Origin of the sequence: Acetoanaerobium pronyense (assembly GCF_017874355.1) — a bacterium.
Taxonomy (GTDB): domain Bacteria; phylum Bacillota; class Clostridia; order Peptostreptococcales; family Filifactoraceae; genus Acetoanaerobium; species Acetoanaerobium pronyense.
Window position 1 is genome coordinate 19447 of sequence record NZ_JAGGLI010000027.1, and the last position, 22727, is coordinate 42173.

General features: G+C 31.9%; 23 protein-coding genes and 1 pseudogene. 5 read left to right on the forward strand and 19 right to left on the reverse strand.

The window, feature by feature from the left end; translation table 11 throughout:
- Window positions 1–13: 13 nt before the first annotated feature.
- On the reverse strand, window positions 14–847 hold the full coding sequence (locus tag J2Z35_RS10820; RefSeq protein ID WP_330623442.1) for a CoB--CoM heterodisulfide reductase iron-sulfur subunit B family protein: 834 nt from the start codon (window positions 845–847) through the stop codon (window positions 14–16).
- A gap of 309 nt (window positions 848–1156) precedes the next feature.
- A complete protein-coding gene (locus tag J2Z35_RS10825; protein ID WP_209661427.1) occupies window positions 1157–2041 on the reverse strand; it encodes a LysR family transcriptional regulator in 885 nt (294 codons plus the stop codon).
- Window positions 2042–2451: 410 nt separating this feature from the next.
- Here J2Z35_RS10825 and J2Z35_RS14995 point away from each other — a divergent pair.
- Window positions 2452–2526, forward strand: a pseudogene (locus J2Z35_RS14995) (S-layer homology domain-containing protein); the annotation flags it as partial.
- A gap of 61 nt (window positions 2527–2587) precedes the next feature.
- On the opposite strand, the gene J2Z35_RS10835 reads toward J2Z35_RS14995, so the two are convergent.
- From J2Z35_RS10835 to J2Z35_RS10860, 6 genes are all read right to left on the reverse strand, one after another.
- Window positions 2588–3340 (reverse strand): ABC transporter ATP-binding protein, encoded by a 753-nt coding sequence (locus J2Z35_RS10835; protein ID WP_209661428.1) that lies wholly within the window; start codon window positions 3338–3340, stop codon window positions 2588–2590.
- 18 nt (window positions 3341–3358) lie between these two features.
- Window positions 3359–5713, reverse strand: coding sequence for an ABC transporter permease (locus J2Z35_RS10840; protein ID WP_209661429.1), 2355 nt, complete (start codon window positions 5711–5713; stop codon window positions 3359–3361).
- A gap of 15 nt (window positions 5714–5728) precedes the next feature.
- Window positions 5729–6814 carry an alpha/beta fold hydrolase gene (locus J2Z35_RS10845; protein WP_209661430.1) on the reverse strand — a complete coding sequence of 362 codons (1086 nt, stop codon included), beginning with the start codon at window positions 6812–6814 and terminating at the stop codon, window positions 5729–5731.
- Between the two features lie 143 nt (window positions 6815–6957).
- Window positions 6958–7122: a hypothetical protein gene (locus J2Z35_RS10850; RefSeq protein ID WP_209661431.1), complete on the reverse strand. Its 165-nt coding sequence runs from the start codon at window positions 7120–7122 to the stop codon at window positions 6958–6960.
- A 67-nt stretch (window positions 7123–7189) separates the two neighbouring features.
- Entirely contained in the window at window positions 7190–8026 is an 837-nt protein-coding gene (locus J2Z35_RS10855) for an ABC transporter permease (protein ID WP_209661432.1), read from the reverse strand.
- Between the two features lies 1 nt (window position 8027).
- Complete coding sequence (locus J2Z35_RS10860) at window positions 8028–8948, reverse strand: ABC transporter ATP-binding protein (protein WP_209661433.1); 921 nt, start codon at window positions 8946–8948, stop codon at window positions 8028–8030.
- Window positions 8949–9156: 208 nt separating this feature from the next.
- Here J2Z35_RS10860 and J2Z35_RS10865 point away from each other — a divergent pair, with 208 nt between their 5' ends.
- On the forward strand, window positions 9157–9372 hold the full coding sequence (locus J2Z35_RS10865; RefSeq protein WP_209661434.1) for a rhodanese-like domain-containing protein: 216 nt from the start codon (window positions 9157–9159) through the stop codon (window positions 9370–9372).
- 36 nt (window positions 9373–9408) lie between these two features.
- The gene (locus J2Z35_RS10870; RefSeq protein ID WP_209661435.1) at window positions 9409–9498 is read left to right on the forward strand and encodes a rhodanese-like domain-containing protein; all 90 of its coding nucleotides are present in this window, start codon (window positions 9409–9411) and stop codon (window positions 9496–9498) included.
- Between the two features lie 248 nt (window positions 9499–9746).
- On the opposite strand, the gene J2Z35_RS10875 is transcribed toward J2Z35_RS10870, so the two are convergent.
- From J2Z35_RS10875 to J2Z35_RS10895, 5 genes are all read right to left on the reverse strand, one after another.
- Complete coding sequence (locus tag J2Z35_RS10875; RefSeq protein WP_209661436.1) at window positions 9747–10454, reverse strand: hypothetical protein; 708 nt, start codon at window positions 10452–10454, stop codon at window positions 9747–9749.
- The gene (locus J2Z35_RS10880; RefSeq protein WP_209661437.1) at window positions 10447–10929 is read right to left on the reverse strand and encodes a DUF6773 family protein; all 483 of its coding nucleotides are present in this window, start codon (window positions 10927–10929) and stop codon (window positions 10447–10449) included. The genes J2Z35_RS10875 and J2Z35_RS10880 overlap by 8 nt, the downstream gene beginning before the upstream one ends.
- The gene (locus tag J2Z35_RS10885) at window positions 10926–11126 is read right to left on the reverse strand and encodes a helix-turn-helix transcriptional regulator (RefSeq protein ID WP_209661438.1); all 201 of its coding nucleotides are present in this window, start codon (window positions 11124–11126) and stop codon (window positions 10926–10928) included. The genes J2Z35_RS10880 and J2Z35_RS10885 overlap by 4 nt, the downstream gene beginning before the upstream one ends.
- A 153-nt stretch (window positions 11127–11279) precedes the next feature.
- Entirely contained in the window at window positions 11280–12041 is a 762-nt protein-coding gene (locus J2Z35_RS10890) for a class I SAM-dependent methyltransferase (RefSeq protein WP_209661439.1), read from the reverse strand.
- A gap of 250 nt (window positions 12042–12291) precedes the next feature.
- Window positions 12292–13980 (reverse strand): alpha-keto acid decarboxylase family protein, encoded by a 1689-nt coding sequence (locus tag J2Z35_RS10895; RefSeq protein ID WP_209661440.1) that lies wholly within the window; start codon window positions 13978–13980, stop codon window positions 12292–12294.
- A 306-nt stretch (window positions 13981–14286) separates the two neighbouring features.
- On the opposite strand from J2Z35_RS10895, the gene J2Z35_RS10900 reads away from it, so the two are divergent.
- Window positions 14287–16035, forward strand: a complete 1749-nt coding sequence (locus J2Z35_RS10900; protein WP_209661441.1) for an ABC-F family ATP-binding cassette domain-containing protein — start codon at window positions 14287–14289, stop codon at window positions 16033–16035.
- A 108-nt stretch (window positions 16036–16143) separates the two neighbouring features.
- Here the strand turns inward: J2Z35_RS10900 and J2Z35_RS10905 are convergent, their stop codons facing one another.
- A complete protein-coding gene (locus tag J2Z35_RS10905) occupies window positions 16144–17019 on the reverse strand; it encodes a DUF1002 domain-containing protein (RefSeq protein WP_209661442.1) in 876 nt (291 codons plus the stop codon).
- Window positions 17020–17240: 221 nt separating this feature from the next.
- Window positions 17241–17744, reverse strand: coding sequence for a DUF2892 domain-containing protein (locus J2Z35_RS10910; RefSeq protein WP_245330865.1), 504 nt, complete (start codon window positions 17742–17744; stop codon window positions 17241–17243).
- A 507-nt stretch (window positions 17745–18251) separates the two neighbouring features.
- Here J2Z35_RS10910 and J2Z35_RS10915 point away from each other — a divergent pair.
- Window positions 18252–18767 carry an HNH endonuclease gene (locus tag J2Z35_RS10915; RefSeq protein WP_209661443.1) on the forward strand — a complete coding sequence of 172 codons (516 nt, stop codon included), beginning with the start codon at window positions 18252–18254 and terminating at the stop codon, window positions 18765–18767.
- A 119-nt stretch (window positions 18768–18886) separates the two neighbouring features.
- Here J2Z35_RS10915 and J2Z35_RS10920 read toward each other — a convergent pair whose 3' ends face one another.
- The 4 genes from J2Z35_RS10920 to J2Z35_RS10935 all read right to left on the reverse strand — a co-directional run bounded on the left by J2Z35_RS10920 (window position 18887) and on the right by J2Z35_RS10935 (window position 22567).
- Window positions 18887–20056, reverse strand: coding sequence for an NAD(P)-dependent malic enzyme (locus J2Z35_RS10920; RefSeq protein WP_209661444.1), 1170 nt, complete (start codon window positions 20054–20056; stop codon window positions 18887–18889).
- Window positions 20057–20324: 268 nt separating this feature from the next.
- Window positions 20325–21119 (reverse strand): CPBP family intramembrane glutamic endopeptidase, encoded by a 795-nt coding sequence (locus J2Z35_RS10925; RefSeq protein ID WP_209661445.1) that lies wholly within the window; start codon window positions 21117–21119, stop codon window positions 20325–20327.
- Between the two features lie 211 nt (window positions 21120–21330).
- Window positions 21331–21786: a DUF3788 family protein gene (locus tag J2Z35_RS10930; protein ID WP_209661446.1), complete on the reverse strand. Its 456-nt coding sequence runs from the start codon at window positions 21784–21786 to the stop codon at window positions 21331–21333.
- A 340-nt stretch (window positions 21787–22126) separates the two neighbouring features.
- Window positions 22127–22567 (reverse strand): GNAT family N-acetyltransferase, encoded by a 441-nt coding sequence (locus J2Z35_RS10935; protein WP_209661447.1) that lies wholly within the window; start codon window positions 22565–22567, stop codon window positions 22127–22129.
- Window positions 22568–22727 lie beyond the last annotated feature (160 nt).

A 22727-nucleotide genomic window follows, 5' to 3' on the forward strand; every position in this document is an offset into this window, starting at 1 on the left:
CTCCCCTTTAATATTATTTAACACCTAAAGCCTCTGCTAAAAGCTCAGTAAAATAGCTTATAGTAATTTTATTTCCAGATTTCTCATCGATGATTTCTAGATTATATTTGCAAAGTGGGCATGCCGTAACAATTTCTTCTATATTATTATTATGTGCTGATGAAATAATATTTAAGGACATTTCTTTTGAGATATTTTTTTTATCCAATGAGTGATAACCACCGCAGCACTCTGTTCTATATGGATACTTTACTGGTGTTGCTCCAAGTGCTTTTATAAATTCTTCTATAACTGATGGATTTTCTGAATCATCAAAATTCATTACATTGCTTGGACGAAGGAGAAGACATCCATAATATGCACCAATTTTTCGACCTGTTAGAGGCTTCTTAACCATCTGGGATAAATTATCAAACCCTATTTCATCTTTAATTATCTCAATAAAATGATAGACTTCACCTTCACCACTATATTCATTTGGTAACTGGAGATAGTTGTTAACTTTCTTCCTGATATTATCATCTGTTTTCATATCTTCATTTACTCTTTTTATTACGTGATGACAGGCAGTACATAAGGTTACAAGCTTTTGATCTCTTTCCTGAGCAGTTGCCAAACTCCTTACGGAAGATAGTTTTGTTGCAATTTCATCTTTTGACAATGGATATATAGCACCACAGCACTGCCATTCTTTCTGCTCTTCTAGGACAATCCCTAAAACATTTGCGGAATCAATTGCAAATTTTTCAAGGTCTTTTGCTTTTGTTTTTAAAGTGCATCCTGGGAAATAGCTATATTTCATATTATTGAATCTAGACTCTCCTTTAAAACAAAAGTCTAGATTCACACCCCCTTTTTTAATTTTTGATTATTTTTTAACAAATATTTTTAAAAATTTTTGATATTTGATAAATATATTTAAAAGCTAATCTAATTTTTTACATTCTTAAAATTTATGCATTTTTAAATATACTTTTCTCATATTTATTCATTATTATTAAGATATATAATACTTTAGATTCTGAATCTTGTATAATATTTATTGTGTATAGAACTATAAACAAAAACTATAATGAATATTTTACATAATAAACCCCCTAATTCCGTATCGGGATTTAGGGGGTAATAGTTAGATATAGAATGAATTTTTATAAATTTACTTTATTATGAACTTAATAAAATTACGTGCGGCCTCTGATAAATATTTATCTTTATTCCAAATCAACCCACTCTGAAAATAAATAGATTTTTTTAGTGGCTTAGAAATTATATTTGTATTATTTTTAAGTATACTTATAGAATCATCTAGTGTAGCTGCAAAACCATGACATTTTGAAACTAAATCATAAGCAGAGGATTGTTCCTTTACATACATAATAGAAGGATTAATTTGGTATGATTTAAACTCTTCTAGCATTCTTTTCTCAATAAATGTCTTATTTCTTTTATACTGAATATAAGTTTCATCATATAAAAATTCAATTGGTATTTTTTCTAAGTCTTTAAATCTATGATTGCTATTAATTAAGACTTTTATTTCTCCTTTTTTAACGAACATAGTCTCCATATCTTTATCTTCCACCATATCAAGAACTCCAAATCCTAGTTCGATTTTTCCCTCTTTTATTGCATCTATAATTTCCTTTGTTCCTAAATCTTCAATTTCAATATCTATATTAGGATATTTATTTGTAAAATTAGGATAAATTTCAGACCACAACCATGCTCCCATAGCTGGCGGAAAAGCAAACTTAAGTATTTTTTTATTATTTGATTGAATATCTGCCATTATTCGAGTTGTCTCTTTCATCTTATCTAGTACCTCTTTTGCATGGATTAAAAAAATTTCTCCAGCTTCTGTAAGATAAAGATTCTTATTATCCCTTTCAATTAGCTTAACGCCTAACTCTTCTTCTAATTTTCTAATAGCAACAGTTATAGAGGGTTGAGTTATAAATAGTTCTTTTGCTGCCTTGGTATAGCTTTTCAATCGACTTACAGCCTCAAAATACTCAATTTGTTTAAGCTCTATTATATTCACCCCCAATATTCTTAAAATTTTCCAAATTTTTCATTTGCTTTCTAAAGAGCTTTTTTAATGCTTAATTGTAAAATCACATTGAACCATAAAAAAATTCCATAGCTTTCCATACTGTAATATAATTAAATCACCACGAAATACCCAACTCCAGGAAGGTGCGAGCCATGGAATACTCTAATAATACACCAATATGCAGAAGGAATAAACACTTAAATTAGTTTGAAAGAAGTAAAAAAAGCTTGGAACAAATATCGACCTTAGGCCTGACATAATCAATTCTAACATCGTTTTTCCGTTATCAACAGGGTCTTGAAAATAATCTCCTACGCCTGATGTATGGCGAAATAAACGTTTTATCCGTCAAGGTGGCTAAATCATATATAGAAACGGCTTCAACTTAAAATGCTGACTCTGGTCATCCAGATGGTACTTTTAAACCTGATAATAATATTAAAAGAGTTGAATTTATTGCAATAATTGATTAATCAAAACTTATGAACTAATTTCAAAGCCCATGATCTGACTTTTTCAGACATGGGCTTTTTCCTAGAATCCTTGTTTTTCTAACCACAAATATAATCTTTTCTCTTTAGATAATGTTTTTTCTTCATCTTCTTCATGCTTTCCTAATGAAAGCTCATCATTTATATTTCCATCCATAAGAAAAATTACTTTATCTGCCCTAGCCGCCACTTTCACATCATGGGTAACAATGATGACTGTTGTACCCTCTTTATTAATAGTATTTATAATATCCAATACCTCTCTTGAGGTACTACTATTTAAAGCTCCTGTGGGTTCATCTCCAAATAAAACATCTGGCTTATTAATCAAGCCTCGGCATATCGCTGCACGTTGCAGCTGTCCTCCTGATACTTTTTTAATATCATGCCCTGCAATATTATCAATACATGTCTTTTTCATAAGCTCATCGGCATTCTTGTTCACATTTTCTCTGGAAAGATTACCAAGCTTGAATCCAGGTAGTATAATATTATCCCTTATAGATAAATTTTTCAAAAGATAAGAATTTTGAAAAATAAATCCCATTTGTTTCAGTCTTATTTTACTTATTTTTTCATCATTAAGCTTAGAAATATCTTCCCCATCAAAAATCACATTTCCAGAAGTAGGCCTATCCATTCCACTAATACAGTAAAGCAGTGTAGACTTTCCTGAGCCAGATTGCCCCATGATTGCTATGAATTCACCCTCTTCAACTTTTAAATTTATATTGCTTAAAACTTCTTTTTCTTCAAAGCTTTTGTATAAATCTTTGATTTCTAATATTGTTTTCATGTTATCCTCCCTGAGATACTATTCATTAATAATAGAAATAATATTGTATTTTTTTACATCTCTAAGAACAATATATGCAGTGAGAAGTATCAATGATAGTAATAATGATGGAAGCATGATGTACTGAACCAGAGAATTTATAGTAAGCTCAACATGTTTCACCCCAAGACCTGAAATACTTAACGCAAGACTAATTACCTTTTCTCCTAAGGCATTTGTTAAAATAATACCTACTAAAACACCGATTGCGGAAATATAACCTGTTTTTATCAAGTACTGTTTTTTTATGTCCCGTTCAGAAAATCCTATAGCCTTTAAAATGGCAATTTCTGATAAATCCTTTGCAAGACGTAGTTTTAAAAATAAAAAAGTAATAAGCATTACTAAACACGATCCCAAAAGGATGATTATAAAGACAATATTCCTAAGCTGATTCACTACCCCTCCCAAAGTCTGATTTAAGAATTCCTCCATTGGGCCGATTGTTTCTCCTGGTCCAATAATTTCAGTCCAGTAATCTGCCACTTTTAGGATTTCTATATTATCTTTGAGATTAACTGAAAATGAATAATTTTCACTCGCCACTTCTGAAAAATCATATTTTGATTTTGCAGTATAGCCACCGCTAGTGACGTCTTGATATATTCCAGAAATCACAACTTCCTTTTCTTTTTCATTATAAAAAAGTAATATTTTATCACCTGTACTTTTTTCCATTTCATTAGCATTTAGATAAGAAATCGCAATTTCATTTTCCCCATCAGGTGAATTCCCACTAATATACTTAAGATCATTTCCAGAATTATATCCGCTGTCTACATGTATATTCATAAGTTCACCTGCAGAATTTGTAGTCTGAATTCTCACCCTTTTGTATTCATAATAACTTTCAATTGTATTATCACTTTCCAAAAGCTGCATTACTTTTTTATAGTTAGTCTCAAGCTGTTCACCATTTTCTACTTGAATTAGAATATCTTCTCTAGAACTTCCCATATATGTTATAAATTCCGGTGCCTCAAAGGTATTCATTAAATTAAATGGAATCATAATCATTAGTACAGCAACTGATACAACTGTACATACTATTATCCAGTTTTTAAACTTGTAGAAAACCTCTCTTATTGCCATTAATGAGTTGACAGCAAGTTTCTTTGATTTATATAATCCGTCTTTTATATAGCTTTTCTCTTTATCAAAGCCCTTACCTCTAACCAATGCATCCACAACTGTAATCTTTTTAATTTTCTTTAATACTCTCTTGCAATAATAATTTATAAGAAGAAAAATTATTAATCCAACAAAGAGTGATGATATTATTGTAATTGGCAAAATACTCATATTTCCAAATGTAGTACTGATATGATTAGTAAATATCCCACTAGTTGACAATGCTAAAATATATCCTATTATTACTCCAAACATAGCTAAAATCTTGTATTTATTTAGATAAATATCACTGATATCGTCAAACGAAAGCCCAATAGCCTTCATGGTCCCAATTTCACCTATTTCTTCTTCCAAAGCAGCCATGATTGTAAATTTGATACAAATAAAAGATACTATAATTAAAATCATGCTTACTAAAAGTAAAACAAATAGAGTTGTAATATCCGTTAATGCACTTAATAAAAAAATCATTGCATATGTTACTGCCTGACCGCTCTGAGGGAGACCTTGATTCTCATAAGATGTTTGAAAATCTTTAGCGTCTTTGGGATTTGAAAAATAAGCCTCAACCAGATATTCATTCTCTCCAGCCTTGTCTTTAAGAATGTCAAAATCCTCATTACTTAAAAGTATCCTTGTAGATGAGACCATCGGGGAATTCATCTGGGAATCTAAAATAAATTCCTTAATGATAAACTTTTCTTGATTGTTATTATAGTTCAAAATAACATCGTCTCCGATTTTCATATCATATATTTCCTTCAAAAGTACCGGAATCCCAATTTCCCCTTTATTAAGAATCACTTTTTCATGTTTATTATTTAGAAGTAAATCCTTACTTTCGTTTTGCTTTACAAATCCAATGCCAAGACGAGAATCAGAAAGATTGTATGCTTCTTCATTCCCTTTTACAGTAAGATTTTCACCATGAATATTAATCATAGCAACTGTTTGCCAGTAGGTTACAGCTTCATAATTTGACATAAACTGATTTATTTCTTCTTCATTAATTTCTCCTTTATGCATCTGAAGAAAATGAGGTGGCTGAGCTTTTTCATATAAGGCAGAAATTGATGTGAATGTTTGCATAGCCACTATAACAGACAAAACAGCAAGGCTAGCTGAAAAAATTATAAATAAAAGCAATGCCAAATTAATTACTTTATTTCTTTTGAAATCATTTTTAATAATTAACCAGTTCATATGAAGCCCTCTATTCTAATTAGTTGTATCAGAGAAACGTTTAACAAGTTCATCTACAAATTTATTTGTTTCATTTATCCATGGATTGTGTCCTGAATTCTCAAACCAAACTATCTCTTTTTTAGGAGCATTAAGTACTTCCATATACTCTTCCACTAAGGATGTAGGAGCGTTGATGTCATGTCTTCCTAAAAAGAAATAAACTGGAACATCAAGATTTTTATAATCTCTTCTCAAATCAATTGTGTATAATTGTTGATATACATTGTTATAGGTGTTAATTATTCCACGGATAAAATTAATCTTATCAAGTATCCCGTACTCTGAAGATCCAATATCTCTAAAAGTATTGTAGCCAGAATTTTTTATCCCAGGATTCATATTCATGTGATTGCCTAAATAGTTTAGATACACAGCGCTTTTTAAAGTAACATTCTTCCCATAATATGGGGGCATTCCGTTTTTCTCAAGTTTTTCTATCATCTTAGTATCATTGTTTTCAATGGCAATTTCCATCGCCTTTTTATAATCAAGTCTTTCCGTTTCAGCAAAATCAATCATTTGACCTGTCCCAATAAAGGCATGATATAAATCAGGATATCTTTCAATTAGAAATACTCCAAGGGCACTACCCCAAGATTCACCAACTAGATAAATTTTTTCTTGTTCAAAACGATCAATTAGATACTGAGTTAATGCTTTTCCATCCTCAATATATGTTTCTGCAGTAATATCTTTTATGGGCTCTGCATAGTATGACTTTCCAGAGCCAGGTTGATCCCATCCAATAACAACAAAGTGTTTTTCCAGTTCTTCAAGTTCATGTCTAACTGCTGCCATCTGAGTCCCACCTGGGCCACCAGCCAAGAATAAGAGTATAGGATTAGTTCTATCTTCCCCTCTAATACAAATCCACTGTTTTCTTCCGTTTAATTTGATTTCAATAAGCTCTGAAATACTTTCTGATGGTATATCTCCCTTTTCATCCCGTATCACAGGTGTTGAAGCTAAAGCTTGCGAAACAAATATTAAACCAATATTGAAAACCATAATTCCAGCAAAAAAAGCAGCTATCTTTTTTAATCTTGTAGTTTGTTTCATTATAAATTCCCCCCAAATAAAAAAACTGTATAATAGATTCCTTACTTTGATATTAGCAAGGGAATCTAAAATACAGCTTAGTAGAACATTAAAATTTTATTAAGATTAATTTAAAATAAACTTATTAGGATAATTTATAATTTTTACATTTTTTCTGGCTTACATAGTCTTTTTTCTTTTACTGCTACTCTTCCGCATTTTCGGCATACATACCGTGCATCTTTTACTAGCTCTTTATATTTCTTGAATTCGTCCTTTAAATAATCTTCTTTAGCAAGCTTACATATCTTTTTATCTTTATCTCCCATTTTCTGGACTCCTTTTTCATAAAAAAATTTATTATATAAACTTGTCCCCAATTAATTAAAAGTATATCTAACTCCACAAATCATTAGCATCAGTAGAACTTCTACTTATACGTGAAAAATCAGTTTTAATAAACGAATTTGTAGATAATAGTAAAAAAATCAATCCAATGCCTACTATAATAGTAAATGACATAAAAGGGGTAACAATAAATCCATTTATATCTATTGCCAAGCCTTCTTGTGCAAGCTCTGCTGATGAAAGATTTGTTTTTTCCAAAACAACCATACGAAAAAAAGCCGTAGCATAAGTCATGGGATTAAAATATGCTATATATTTGAGTGAAGTAGGCAACATTGATATTGGGATGTAGGCTCCTGAGAGAAATGTGATAGGCATTGTTACCGCAGTTTTTACAATCTGAAAGGTTTGACCACTTCTAACTATCGTAGCTAGATAAAGTCCTACTCCAGAAAAAACAAGTCCTACACAAATCATCGCTAAAAGTACAAATATAGGAGTAGTCCACATTGTAAATCTAATTCCCACAAAAAAACCTATAAGTAATATCAATACCCCCTGCACTGTTGACACGGTAGCCGCTGAGAGAAGCTGCCCCACTGCTACAGATATCCTTCTTGCTGGTGATACTAATGCCTCCTTCATAAATCCACTGACCATATCATCCACGGTTGAAGAAGCTAGATTTAGCGAACTTTCAAATACTGTAGCTATTACCATCCCGGAAAGCATATATGCTATTGGATCTTCTATAAAATCAGTTTTAAATATTGCTCCAAATACGTAAACAAAGAAAAAGGGAAAGAAAAGAGAAAAAACAAGCCCAGTCCTATTTCTTATAAAAGCTTTTAATCCTCTTTTCCATAATGCATATACTGTATTCATATTATGCGTCCTCTCTAATCGTTTTGCCAGTTATCTCTATGAAAACATCATTAAAAGTGCCTTTTTTTATTTCAATATCAGTAATTGCTTCTTTCTGAAGACTCAGAACCTGCAATAGATGATTAGTGTTTTCAGCATCGACTTTATAATATCCCTTTTTCTTAACATATTCCAGTTGATATTTCTCAAGCAACTGCTCTAGTTCATATTCATTTGAAGTAGATATATATGCCTTATCTTTCGTAAATTTCTTTTTTAATGCATATGGAGTATCGTGGGCGACTATCTTCCCTCCATCAATTACTGCAATTTTATTGCATATTTCTGCTTCTTCCATATAATGCGTTGTAAGAAAGATTGTAATATTTCTTTCTTTTTGGAGTCTTAATATATATTCCCATATATGAGCTCGTGTCTGAGGATCAAGTCCTGTTGTTGGTTCATCTAAGAAAAGTACCTTTGGGTAATGAATCAACCCTCTAGCTATTTCTACCCTTCGCTTCATACCTCCAGATAGAGCGCCTACTAGCTTTTTTCTTTCCTTTAACAAATCAACTAAAGTGAGGACAAATTGTATACGTTCTTCTACTTCTTTTTTGGGGATATTGTAAAAAACGCAGTGCATTTTAAGATTTTCCTCTATTGTCATTTTCGCATCAAGTGTCGAATCTTGAAATACTACTCCAATCGATGCCCTTACATCATTTTTTTGAGTAGTAACGTCCTTTCCATCAATCAAAAGGGTTCCAGATGTTTTTTCAAATATTGTACATAATGTATTTATAGTCGTACTCTTTCCTGCTCCATTTGGACCTAAAAAGGCAAATACTGATCCTTCATCAACGGTAAATGAAATATCATCTACAGCTATAAAATTTCCATATTTTTTTGTAAAATTTCTTACTTCTATTATTGGTTTCATATATGATATACCTTCTTTAATTTATTTTGTGAATCAATTATATCGGTTAAGACTTCCTTTTTCAATGAGTGAATCGGATTTTTATTCAGGTGAGATTAATATAAAGCTTGTAAAAATATACCAATTATGTTTCCTGATACCTGCTAGGGGTATTATAAATATTAAAGAGTCATATGACATCTTTAATAAAATATAAAGGAGTAATATTATGAAACCAGAAAATGTTGAAAGAATTAGCCCTGAAACATTATCACATTTGATTGAAAAGGCAACTCCTATTCAAATTGTGGATATCAGAAATGATGAAGCTTATGGTAATAGCGATAAAAAAATCACCGGCTCAATCCGCGCTACCTTTGAAACATTAGATGATATAATGAATAAGCTTAACAAAGATATCGATGTGATCACCTATTGTACATGACCTAAAGAAGCCTCCAGTAGCGGTGCTGCTGTAAAAATGCTTGATGCGGGCTTCAAAACAGTCAAAGCTTTAGACGGAGGATTTGATGCTTGGAAAGATGAAGGATATCCTCTTGAGCCAAAATAAAAAAATATAAAGCCCAATAGCTTTGTAAAAAGCAATAAAAGTAATAAAAGTAATAAAAGCAAAAACTTGTCTGTTAACAATAATAAAGACAAGTTTTTGCTTCTTAAATATTTCAAATTTTTGCATGACTTCAATTCTTTCCTTATCATCATATTATTTCTGATATTTGTTTATAATTAATAATTAAAGCAGTAAAACTCTATGCAGATTATTTACTTGAAAAGGGTAAATCATCATAATTTTAAGTTTTATTTATGTTCCTTAAATCCTGATGTTATTATTCTTAGTATTGAAATTATTAACCAAAGAACCAACAAAGACAAATAGAAGTTTATTCCTCCCAATGAAGTGAATTTTCTTTGTAAAGATATCATAGTTAAACAGTATAAGATAGATATGTTTGTATAAGCTTTGGAAATACTAATAATAGAATCTTTTCTTGGAGCATACAGTATATTTGATAAAGATATATTTTCCATTTTAAACTCATTGAGTGATGTTTTTATATCTCTAAAAGATATCAAAACAACAATTAAAGTAATTATACTTAGTCTCATCATTAAATGCACATATGCAAACACACCTTCTTTAGGAGTATCTACTCCAGTAACCATCATTATACTATTAATAATAGTTAGTAGGGTAAAGGAAATACCTATAGTTTCATACGGAGTAACTCTATCAAAATATTCCTTTATGTTAAATTTTTCATCCTGTTTACTCTCTCCAATTATATAGCGATTTAGAAGATATTTAGTAATTATGGAACCAACAAAGAAAAGAATATACATAATGATAATGCTTCTTGTAATATCTCTATATGCATTTTGATGGAGTTTAATAGATTGATTGAGGCTTGATATATATAAAACTAAAGATACTATTAGACAGACCCCCATCATAATAAAAAAATGCTTTATAACCAATTTTAATGCACTATAATTAATTTTACTCATGGGCATCAATATACTTTTCATCAATTTGTTTTTGCCTTTTTGTATTTATCATAAAAAGGATTTGAAAAACTATAAATGATATTAGTGAGCCAAAAGCAAAGGTTATAAGTGATGCTACTGCAATCCCTCCTGCTCCTCCCATTTGCTCTATTCCAAGATTTATAGTATTGAATGTAGTTGCTAGAGCAGCAATGGCTAAACCAGATACAACGCTATGAATCACTACAAGGATTTGTCCACTGAAATCCATATTATATGTGCCGCTACCGTTTATAATGTTTCTTGCTTCCACATAAATTGCTGATATCATGAGAAGTATGAACTCTGACGCATACTGAGAAAATGGCGCATCAAATATAAACTTTTGTAGCACTATCGAAATTAGTAAGCCAAAGAATAAAATTCCGAATCCATCACTTTGTATTTTTCGTCTTTGAGATAAAATTCTTTCATCTTGATTTCTTTTATTTTTCATTGTTCTTCCTCCCAAAATAAATCATTTAATGTTTTATCTAAAGCTTTGCAAATTGCGATACAGAGATTTAGTGTCGGGTTATAATTTCCAGACTCAATTAATCCAATTGTCTGTCTTGTCACTCCAACTTTTTTTGCCAAATCTTCCTGTTTCATATCACATTCTACACGTGCTATCTTCATGCGTTTGTTTTTCATATTTAACCTCCTTCTTATTACATATTGTAATATATAAGTTGTTTTATGTAAAGTATATGTTGCATTTTTGCATTTTATAATTAAATATAAAAGAAATGGAGGTATTAATAGTAAAAAAATAGCACTCTAGTTAAGAGTGCAAAAGTCTGTAAATTAATCTACACCTAAAAGCAAAGTTACTCCAGAAATGTCATTTTCCAGCTCTTCACATTCTTTTAGCTGGCTTTTTATATAGCTTTCAAACAGATGCGCTTTTTCTGGTAGCTCTTTTTTTAGTTCATTGGCTCTTTTTACTATAAACTCTTGTTGTTCATCATTGATGCTAGCTAACTCATCATCTTCAATAATCTTTTCATCAATAAGTCTTACACCAGTATTTTTAAAAATTTTAAGCCACTGATTTTTAGTGAGATATTTTGCATCTGTATTGTCCTTTCCATAGGCATCATCAATAATAATATAACCACCTTTTTTGACTGTATTTTTTAGTAAGATTATCGTCTCTTCTGGTTTGCCGAGTACATCGCCAACAGCCCCAAGAATAACTATGTCATAACCCTTTTCAATCTTTACTGACTCTGTGATATCTCCAACAACAAATTCACATAGTTCACCAACTCCAAACTCTTTTGATTTATTAATTGCAAAATCAATAAATTCCGGAATGATGTCTATTCCTTTAACCAAAAAACGAAACTCACTGGCTAAGTTAACACTTACTGCACCCTTTCCACATGCCAAATCAAGGACTTTTGTTTGATTCGATACCAGAATATGATCAATAATCATGCCTATTATATCCCTAGGTGATGAGCCTAGCTCCCATAAATCCTGCAATAAATATGGAAGATAAGGAATTAGCTCTATTGATTCAGCAGTTAAGGATTTTGCAAGCTTTTCTTCAATTGTCTTCACTGTAATCTCTCCTTTTTTACTATTAAATTCATATTTAAAATCTAAATTATTCCTAAAAAATATATAAATGTAAAAAGTAATGAAAATATCCCCAGAATTGTATATCTGCGGTCTTTTTATTTTTCTTCATCTAAATGGTAAATATGGCTATTCTCATAAAAACTTCCCCTTATATAAAATTTTAGAAAAAATGCTCAGTATATTAAATATACTGAGCATTAATAAATCTATTGAGAAAAATCACAAAGACCTATTTCTTATTTGGAATTTCTTGCTCTGGTCCTCTTTCTCCAAAGTTAAAATTTGCAACTGTTGGTCCAAACTTTTTCAAGGCTTCTGGAGCATCTTTAGGGTCCAAATGAACTTCGATAAGGATTCCTTCTGTAGCTTTTTCGGCTTTATTTAGTGCCTCTTCTAACTCTCCTTGTGAGTTCACATCAAAAGTTATTATCTGGCTATTTTCTGCCATCACTTTATGAAGCTTACTATATTTCCATGGTGCAATATCATTATATTTAGCATCCATGCCCATAATATATCGTTCAATAGTATATCCATCATTGTTGATTAGGAAGATTATAGGGTTTTGCTTATGACGTAAAATAGTAGAGAACTCCTGAGCAGTGACCTGAAAGGAACCATCTCCAATGAAGAGAATTTGTCGGCGGTTAGGGTCAGCCAGCATGCTTCCAAAATATGCAGGTAGTGTAAAACCAATGGCTCCCCAAATCTGTGATCCTACATAAGTGCTCTTATTTGGTAGATGTATTCCCATAAGAGCGTGATTACTAGTACCTGTCTCTCCAAAAATCATATCTCCTTCTTTAAGGAAACCGCCAATTTGTTTCCAAAAATCCTTATGAGTTAGCTTTTTATTCTTTTCAATCTGGAATTTTTCAACTTCTGGCTTTTTAATAGTTTCCTCTTCATGTTTAGATATAAGATTCTTTAGAATTTCTTCCATTAGCTCCTTACCATAGATTCCTTCAAAATCTTCCTCACCAATAAGGACATAATCTCTCGCAAGCCTTACCAACTTATCTTCAGGTAGATTAACGCTGTATTGGCCTGAGTTCCATTCTATAAATCGTGGTGATACGCAAAGGAGAAAATCGGCATTTTCAACTCGGTCCTGAACTCCAGGATCAGAATCATCTCCCTTGTATGTCCCGATAAAAAGAGGATGTTGCTCCGAAAGTATAGCTTTTCCTGTACTCATCGCAGCAAAAGGTACCCTTGTTTTTTCAATCCATTCCTCTAAACTATCCGTCATTTGCAGCCTATCTACATCCATATCCACTAGGACTAGTGGCCTTTTCGCAGCCCTATACATATTCATAGTCTTTTCAAGTGCTGATTTAAGACGCTCAGGGTCACTGGAAGGTATAATTGGAGCAAGATGCTCCATGTCTGTTTCAATAGTAAGGTAGGTTATATTTGATGGAAGCTGTATATTGACTGGTTTTCTGGTCCTTAGTGCAGTTAAGATAGCACGGTCAATTTCAAAAGATGCATTTTCCGGTGTTATATTCACTTGGCATGCAGTAAAATCTCTATAAACATCAGCAATATTACTGAAATCTCCATCTCCTAGACTGTGATGAACCCTGTAGTTTCCTTTCATAGCATAAAGAGGTGGCGCACCTGAAATTACTAATACAGGTATATGCTCTGCACTAGACCCTGCAACTCCGCCTATAGCTCCAAGGTCTCCTACTCCATAGGTGATACAAAGAGCCGATATCCCATGACTTCTTGCATAACCATCAGCTGCATATGCTCCATTTAACTCATTTGTAGTGCCAACAAATTCTATGCCTTCTGTAGCCCTGATCTGCTCCAAAAACTGTAGATTGAAATCTCCTGGAACTCCTAAGATATGCTTGATTTTTAGCTCTTTAAGTCGTGCTATTAGATAATCTCCTATAGTTATTCTCATTTTTTATCCTCCTAATATAATTCACCACACTCCACTAAAAATCCCCTTTATTTAGTTATATAACTATATGATTTGAGGACATTAATTCTAATTTTTTTATAGTTTTTAGCAGTAAAGCACGGCTCTATATAAAATTTATATTTTCCATATAATACTCATACCCCTTGGATTTAAAATAGAACAATAATATCGCTGCCACTTTCAATCTGATATTTTTAAAAACTTTAAAAAGCCTAAGCTCAGCAGTTTATGATATAATGAGCTCTATGCGTAAAATCCATTTAGAAAATGAAGAAGGGTGATAAAATGATACAAGTCTACGACCTATCCTATTCTACTCCAGAAAAGGATCTTTATAATAAAATTTCATTTACATTAAAAAAAGGGCAGCACTGCGCCTTAATAGGAGCCAGCGGTACTGGAAAGAGCACACTTATAGATATGATTATAGATTCAGAAAAATATCTGTTTGATGGTAGCCTAATAGTAGAGCCTGACTGCAAGATTGGTTATGTTCGTCAGTTTTATGAATCAGATAAAAATAGCTCCCTTACAGTTTTTGAATATATAGCCAAGGATTTCATTAATCTTGAGAGTGAACTACTTAGGATTAGTGACGAGATGGTCACTTCTTCAGATTTGGAACCTTTACTGGAAAAATATCAGGAAATCTCTGATGCATTTGAGGCTATCGGAGGAGATAATTATGAAAATATCATAAATAAAAAACTCAATCTATCAAGTCTGATGAATTGTAAAGATTTAAATATTTCTCAGATAAGCGGTGGAGAATTCAAGCTTATACAGATTATTAAAACTATGCTCTCACTTCCAGACCTTATGATAATGGATGAGCCTGATGTTTTTCTTGATTTTGATAATCTTAATTCCCTTAAAAAACTTATAAATTCATACAAAGGTACTATGCTGATAGTTACACACAATAGATATCTGCTAAACCATTGTTTTGATAAGATTATCCATCTTGAAAACACAGAGATTCAGGAATTTGATGGAAGATATATAGATTATAAATTTTCTTTGCTTCAAAGCAAGATAGAAACTCTTGAACTAGCTAATGCCGATACTGAGGAAATTCAAAGAAACGAGCTACTAATCGATAAATTTAGAGCAGCTGCAGGGGAAAATGCCAATGCTTCCATCGGTCAGCATGTAAATTCCAGAGTAAAAATCCAAGAAAGATTACTTGCTAGAAGGATAAAAGCTCCGTTTGTAGATATCAATCAACCAAATATAGTATTCCCTTCAAATGAGATTAATATAGAAAATAAAGAAAAAATTGCCCTAGAGGTCAGTGATTTAAATATTAGCTTTGATGATGCTCTTTTGGAGAATATAAACTTTGAGATTAAATCCAACGATAAGGCAGCCATAATAGGTCCAAACGGGACAGGAAAAACTACCTTATTACAATATATAGCTAAAAACGACCACCCTTCTATCAAGTTTGATGAAGGAATCAATGTCGCCTATCTTTCCCAGATTAAAGGAGAGACACTTGATGAATCAAGTACTGTAAATGAAGAATTCTTTAATGCTGGATTCAAGACTTATGACGAGATAATATCTTGCATAAGAAAATATGGATTTGATGGAGAAATAGCCACTAAAAAAATCGGTTCTTTATCTGGAGGAGAAAAGAATATACTTCAGATAGCCAAGTTTTCAAAAGAAAAAACAGATATGCTGATTCTTGATGAACCAACCAGCCATCTTGATACATACTCACAGATAGCTTTGGAAAAAGCGATAGAAGGCTATAAGGGAGCTATTTTAATGGTCTCTCATGATTTCTATACTATATCAAATTGTATGGATTATGTTCTTTTGATTGAAGATAAAAATATTAGAAAAGTTAATATGAAGAAATTCAGACAGATGATCTATAAAAATCATTTCGATAAGGATTATCTGGAAATAGAAAAAAAGAAGAAGGAAGCCGAAATCGAGATTGATATGGCATTAAATGATAATGATTTTGAGCTCGCTAAATCTCTTTCCATAAAATTGGAATCAATACTCAAATCCTTTTAAATAAAATGAGTCTAAAAATTAATTGTCATTAAAAACAACCCTAAATAATTTATCCTAAAAATAACTAGAGCACCCTTTTAAGGGTGCTCTATGATTTTTTGTAATTGACTATTTAGCAAACGAAGCAATCCAATCTATAAGGGCATTAAAAAATTGCTTCAATCTCTGCAAAAATCCTTGCCCCTGTTCCGATGATAAAAATTCTGCAGCTTTATTGCCGATGTTGCTTATCTGATTGGATACTTTGTTCCAGTCAATATCTAGATTTTTCAGCTTATCAAATAATGATACAAGCTGCTGTATCTGCTCCTCAGATAGATTTATATTGTTATTATTTACAATATTATTAACTATTTCCTTAATTTCATCTGTTGACTGAGGGTTCTTTTTTGCAATCTCTTTCTTTATTTCATTTATTACTTCAATAGCTCTTTCATTTCCTATCTGCTCACCTAGCTCAACAGTACGGATGATTTCTTCATTAGCAGCTTTCTTTAGCTCATCATCTATTATTTCTCCTGTAGATACTTCATAGGCTTTCATGATACCTGTAAGTGCTGCTGTTCCGCTTGCATTTCTAGGAGAAGTCACCTTGATATCAGCATCCTCAATCCCTACAGTAATTAAAGCGTTTATATAATTTTCATCTGTTATATAGGTTATCTTATCACTAGTCTCTACCCTAAGGCCGCTTCCCTTTTCGGTATATGTAATCATGATTGATGATATAGCGTTGTTTCCTATTCTGCTTGCAGGAATTACATCACCTAGATATTTGTGCTCTTCGGCATTAGTAGTTACTATCATCTGAGCATTTTCAGGTGCCCTAAATTCTGCAAGTATAGCCTGCTTTTCATTTTCAGTAAGATTGTCCCCAAGTGAAATGATAGTATCCCCTACAGCCGCATCTGCATTTACAGGTACTGTAGCAAATGCTGTTAGCAATACCATTAATAAAAATATGTTTATAAACTTTTTATACATTTATTTCCTCCTATAACCTACACATTTACAATATTTTTTATCATGATAATAAAAGTATTTTCTTTACCTTTGTTATTATAACATAATTTATAGAAGTCTATATTTTTTTGAAATTTTCAAGCAATTTTTTAGGCTATTTGCCTGCAAAAAAAATCCCCAAACTTATGTCTGAGGATAAATTAAAAACCTATATTAAAATCTAATTTCTATTATAAATTTAATCAGTCTTTTCTTATCATCTCTAATATCTCCACAGGGTCATTACTTTTAAACGAAAAATCACCACGTAAATATTTTACTGCAGTCTTCTCGTTGGATATTTCTTCTGGTGTTCTTATTCCTAGGCGTCTTATTACAGGCAGAGGTGGACACCATCCCTGCACTGCATGCTGCAATAAGAAGAAACTTACTAGTTTTGTTAAAATAAACCAATTACGATTTTTACGTAAACCTAAAATTGTACTAATTAGGATTAATGTCGATGCGTTAGCTTCCAGAACTCTTTCTGTATTCCATTCCTTGTTTAACACTCTTAAACGATTAGTAAGAGCCTCCTCATCAACATTCTTATATTTTTCTATATTGTCGATAGTTCTGTCTTTAATTTTCTTATTTAAATTGTCACTCGTATTTAGCCTGACTCGTTTAGTTGTTGGTGGAATCTTTTCTTTTTTGAACATAGCAATCTCCTTTTTATCAAATAACCTGCTTCCAAGAATTCTCATTCCATTTCTGCTTTATCTGATCTGCTACTTAGTTTTCTACCCTATAAGTCAATTTTGTAACACTTATATAACAAACTAATTATAACTATGTCTTTACCTAGCCTTCGCTGGGAAATTGTCTCAAAAGTATAGCCTTCATCCTTTATCCTGATTCATTTGTAGATTTTTCCTGAGTAAATACCTAATATTACGAGTTCCCCAGTAATTATCTTTAGGAAATATTGATTTACACTTAATATTGGCCCCAATTACCAATAAATTTGATCCCCTCTGTAAAACTAGTATAAACTAGTCAATGACTTTAAAAAAGTATATTACTAATTTCAAAAAATGCTGTAAAAAAATTATTGAAATTACAATAACCACTTGAATATAAAAGAGAGGATTATCCGACAAAATAAATTCATTAAAGAACTAGATAAGAGTATGATATTTAAATCCTAAAAAGGTATAATGAGGTTATTAAAGAATATATTATTACTAAATCTATGATAAAGGAGAAAATGTATGAAGAGAAGTATTAAAACTAAGCATCAAGAAATCGTTGATTATTGGTTTTCTAGAGTTGATGAATGTGGATTAAGTGTAGATGCAGCAGAAGCTCATGAAAGATGTTGGAGATGTGGATATGAATCTCGGCTTGAAAGATGTCATATTATACCATACTCTTTAGGTGGAACAGATTTGCCTTCAAATCTAGTGTTACTCTGTCCTAGATGTCATATAGAAAATCCTAATGTTACTGATCCAGAAATAATGTGGGACTGGATTCGTTCATATGGAACACCTTTCTATGATACATTTTGGATGTTACAGGCTTTTAAAGAATATGAGTTTATATATGGTAGGTCTTTTGAAGAAGAATTAAAAATTTATAAAATAGAAGATATCTATAAATTTGAAAAATTGTTTCGTGAAGAGATAAAGAAAACGGCATATCATTACGGCCATCCTTACCTAAATTCAGCAACAATGGCAGGAGTTATTAGGATAGTACTAAAAAAGATTCAAGCAAGTTCTTAATCGCTTGGCAAATAGAGAATCCCTATTTTATGGAAAGTTATATTCCAAAAAATAGGGAAAATTATTTGCCAAAATTTATACAAAATGCTTGTGGTAACACTTTTTCACCTTGTATTAGCTTATATCCTTGCAACGCCTGAATCTATTGCGGCTTTTTTCACAGCCTCAGCCACTTTTTCCATATAACCTTCATCAAAGGCTTTTGGAAGTATGAAATCCACATCAAGATTTTCTCCCACAGAATCTGCCAAGGCCAGTGCTGCTGCAAGCTTCATTGGCTCATTAATTTCTGATGACCTTACATCCAAAGCTCCTCTAAATACTCCAGGGAATGCAAGCACATTGTTTACCTGATTAGGGAAGTCTGATCTTCCTGTTCCTATTATAAAGGCTCCCCCTTCCTTTGCCAAATCCGGCATAATTTCTGGCGTTGGGTTTGCCATTGGCAGAACTATTGCTTTTTCTGCCATAGACTCTATCATTTTCTTTGATACTGCTCCAGGAGCTGATACCCCTATGAATATGTCCGCCCCATTCATGGCATCGACAAGACTTCCGTCTATTCCAGCTTTATTTGTTATTTCTGAAAGCTCCTTCTTGTATTTGTCAAGGTTTGTTCTGTTTTTGCTTATTATTCCTGTCCTGTCGCACATAAATATGTCTTTTATTCCAAGGCTTAAAAGAAGCTTTGCTATTGAGTTACCGGCAGCTCCTGAACCGCTGATTACAGCTGTAACATCCTCAATTTTTTTCTCCGCCAGCTTTAGGGCATTAATAATTGCTGCTGTTGTTACTATTGCTGTACCATGCTGATCATCATGAAATACAGGTATGTCCATTATTTCTTTGAGCTTTGCTTCTATTTCGAAGCATCTTGGTGCCGCTATATCTTCAAGATTGATTCCTCCAAATACTGGCTCCATCATCTTTACTATTCTTACTATTTCATCTGTATCTGTTGTGTCAAGACATATAGGGAAGGCATCTACATTTCCGAATTCTTTGAACAGCACGCATTTTCCTTCCATTACTGGGATTGATGCTGCCGCTCCAATGTCTCCAAGACCAAGTACTGCTGTACCATCTGACACTACTGCTATAAGGTTTGATTTTGATGTATAGTCATATACCTTCAAAGGGTCTTTGTGTATCTCTCTGCAAGGCTCTGCTACTCCTGGTGTATAAGCCATTGATAAATCATCCTTTGTTTTTACCGGAACCTTGCTGGTTACTGAAATTTTTCCAACCAATTTTTTGTGTAACTCCAATGCCATTTTATTGTAATCCATTTTTAAATCCTCCTATTAATTTTCAAACCTTTTTCCACGCATAAAAGGCTCAAGATTTTTTGCATCTAGCAACATATATGACTTCATTGATATATTAGATAGTTTTTCTTGACATCAATGCTACCGTCTCAACATGTTTTGAGATGAGTTTATTGTATTATTAACAACTTTGCTTTCAACCCAAATATCCTCTAGATGAATATTAATATACTCCTTTATCTATACAACTATCAACGTTTGAATCATATTACTTGTCTCTCATTCTTTATCAATTGATTTTTTCACTCCAATTATGCTTTGGATAAATGTATTCTAATGCAATGGCTCCAAAGATGTATGGCAAGAGATTAAAAGCAAAAAAACGGACTGCAAAAATACCACTGACATTAAAGTTGCCATGAATTGGACTTAATATTTGCGATGCTGTCATAATTGCTGCATGAAATCCCATTGATGTCCAAACATTTCCTGATTTAGCTCTAAAATAACCCAACATAAATCCAAAGCCTGGAATAAACATAATCTGTTCAAAAGAGTACATGGCTCCAATAAAATAAGCAAATAATGAAAAAATAAATGTCTGCATAATGATTACTAGCCAGTGGGGGAATAACGTATCTAAATGACTATAGATATATCCCCTAAAAATAAGTTCTTCAGGAAATGCTTCAACCAAAAATATAATTATATACAGTATGACTACACTTAAAAAAAGTTGACTTAAATCTGCTGTTATTGTAATTTCAGCCCAACCTGCCAATAGAGAGATCACCAGACCTATAGATGCAGGAATAATCCAAATCGCTGTGCCTACTAAAAACGAAATTGTATTCGTACGTAACCTACTCATTCCAATCTGCTTCCAAGAAATCTTATCTTTTATACGGGCAGTGTTAATAAGAATAAAGCTTAGTATTGTAATTGCCAGTGCTATTATGAAATGAGTTGTACGATTATACTCAACTCCAGCAAATAAAAAATTTAAATATAGGACAAATCTCCATATTAAAATTGAAAGTATTGATACTACACCTATTTTCATAATTACTTTATTTACTCTCAATAATCCGTACCACCTTTCTCATAATCCTTACTGCATACTTCTTTATGTTCCGTCTATTTCTAATTCTTCTTTCCTGAATTCCATTATGATTCCTCCTGTTAAAATTTCGATTATTTGATTCTAATAAAACTTTTTTCCATTATCTGCTATGACTTTCAGTTATTGTAAAATTAATCCATGCTCATTTATAATTCTTAAATGAATTCAACTATTAAATGCTTTTTATAAAATCAATAAGAACAAAAACCATTTCAATCATCTCATCTGAATTTAAGTCAAAAATAAGAGGGAAAAATTTCAGTTTCCCCATTTGCTTGGAATCAGTTATCATTTGCTTAACATAATCATCAAGTGGAAGATTAAAGACATCTAAACGGAATTTTTCAGGAATATAGATAGTCACTCTAAAAAAACGATTCCAAATTGATAACCAAAAAACAGTTTTTTCACTTTGTCCACCTCGAACACCTATCCGCTTATGTAGTCCTTTTCCCAACCATGATTTACCATCAGTGTAGTATCGCCATACTAATTGAATATCATGATTTTCCAGTTCGTCTAGGAACTTTATATATGGCGCGTTCGCTTCGCCAAGCGCCTTTGCAACAACATCACTTGTCGGTTGGATATCGGGGTTTCTTAGTAATTGAACCTTGGACGTTTTCATACATAAATACCTCCTTTAGTAATTCCCTGTATTTATATCATCCCCACCGTACAATATAAGTTACTACTCAAACTTAATATTCTTCTAAATTATATTCTAAAACATTTGGTTGATACCCACAATAAATTCATGAATATTCTCACAATTATACATCCATGATAAAACCCACAAATCTATCCTAGAGTCATGGGCTAATTAATATCTTCGGAATAACTGTGTGTTTTTATATGACTTGCGTAGATTTTCTTGAAGAGTATTTTTCCTCTATGACTTTGGTCAAAAATGTAGCCTCTAACATCAAAACTAATTTGTGCAGAATCTTAAACTCGTGTTATCAATACTACCAAATCTTTTTATACATAGGAATAAGAAAATCAGACTTTTTAAAACCAAGTCTTGAATAAAATCTTTGGTGCTCATCTTCGTATGTTGTAGATAAATCTATTTTTTGTGCACCCTTTTCCTTTACTATAGATTCTAGTTCTTGTACTATTTTAGTCCCCAATCCTTTATTTTGAAATTCCTTAAATACAAGTATTTCTTCCATATAAAAAAGCTGTATGTCATCAAATTGCTTAAACCAACCCACTGCAAAACCAGCCAATTCAGATTCATTATATAATCCAATACCATAAAAATATGGAGTCAGAAAAATTTGTTCAAGTCTTTTCTTCGCTAAATCATATGTCCATTTTCCACCTTCATCATTATAGTAAATTATATAATTATTTATCAATACATCTAAATCTCCTAATGCTAAATCTTTAAATTTATATTTCATAACAAAGGTCTCCTTATTGAGATAATTTTACTTCATCATATTATTCTTTGCTGAAAGAATTGTTTTACCCGAATTATTCATAAAAAAATAATTTAGGCTCTTAATTCAGAAATTAGAAAATTCCACAATAAAAGTTCTTAATTTTAGTTTTCTACTCAAA

Bases quoted from the DNA above. Each gene is read 5' to 3' on its own strand.
- J2Z35_RS10885 (WP_209661438.1), bottom strand. From the start codon at position 11,126: ATGAAAAACAAACGCATGAAGATAGCACGTGTAGAATGTGATATGAAA.
- J2Z35_RS10900 (WP_209661441.1), top strand. From the start codon at position 14,287: ATGATACAAGTCTACGACCTATCCTATTCTACTCCAGAAAAGGATCTT.
- J2Z35_RS10865 (WP_209661434.1), top strand. From the start codon at position 9,157: ATGAAACCAGAAAATGTTGAAAGAATTAGCCCTGAAACATTATCACAT.
- J2Z35_RS10905 (WP_209661442.1), bottom strand. From the start codon at position 17,019: ATGTATAAAAAGTTTATAAACATATTTTTATTAATGGTATTGCTAACA.
- J2Z35_RS10920 (WP_209661444.1), bottom strand. From the start codon at position 20,056: ATGGATTACAATAAAATGGCATTGGAGTTACACAAAAAATTGGTTGGA.
- J2Z35_RS10930 (WP_209661446.1), bottom strand. From the start codon at position 21,786: ATGAAAACGTCCAAGGTTCAATTACTAAGAAACCCCGATATCCAACCG.
- J2Z35_RS10855 (WP_209661432.1), bottom strand. From the start codon at position 8,026: ATGAATACAGTATATGCATTATGGAAAAGAGGATTAAAAGCTTTTATA.
- J2Z35_RS10910 (WP_245330865.1), bottom strand. From the start codon at position 17,744: ATGAGAATTCTTGGAAGCAGGTTATTTGATAAAAAGGAGATTGCTATG.
- J2Z35_RS10935 (WP_209661447.1), bottom strand. From the start codon at position 22,567: ATGAAATATAAATTTAAAGATTTAGCATTAGGAGATTTAGATGTATTG.
- J2Z35_RS10835 (WP_209661428.1), bottom strand. From the start codon at position 3,340: ATGAAAACAATATTAGAAATCAAAGATTTATACAAAAGCTTTGAAGAA.
- J2Z35_RS10895 (WP_209661440.1), bottom strand. From the start codon at position 13,980: ATGAGAATAACTATAGGAGATTATCTAATAGCACGACTTAAAGAGCTA.
- J2Z35_RS10870 (WP_209661435.1), top strand. From the start codon at position 9,409: ATGCTTGATGCGGGCTTCAAAACAGTCAAAGCTTTAGACGGAGGATTT.
- J2Z35_RS10845 (WP_209661430.1), bottom strand. From the start codon at position 6,814: ATGAAACAAACTACAAGATTAAAAAAGATAGCTGCTTTTTTTGCTGGA.
- J2Z35_RS10880 (WP_209661437.1), bottom strand. From the start codon at position 10,929: ATGAAAAATAAAAGAAATCAAGATGAAAGAATTTTATCTCAAAGACGA.
- J2Z35_RS10860 (WP_209661433.1), bottom strand. From the start codon at position 8,948: ATGAAACCAATAATAGAAGTAAGAAATTTTACAAAAAAATATGGAAAT.
- J2Z35_RS10840 (WP_209661429.1), bottom strand. From the start codon at position 5,713: ATGAACTGGTTAATTATTAAAAATGATTTCAAAAGAAATAAAGTAATT.
- J2Z35_RS10875 (WP_209661436.1), bottom strand. From the start codon at position 10,454: ATGAGTAAAATTAATTATAGTGCATTAAAATTGGTTATAAAGCATTTT.
- J2Z35_RS10915 (WP_209661443.1), top strand. From the start codon at position 18,252: ATGAAGAGAAGTATTAAAACTAAGCATCAAGAAATCGTTGATTATTGG.
- J2Z35_RS10850 (WP_209661431.1), bottom strand. From the start codon at position 7,122: ATGGGAGATAAAGATAAAAAGATATGTAAGCTTGCTAAAGAAGATTAT.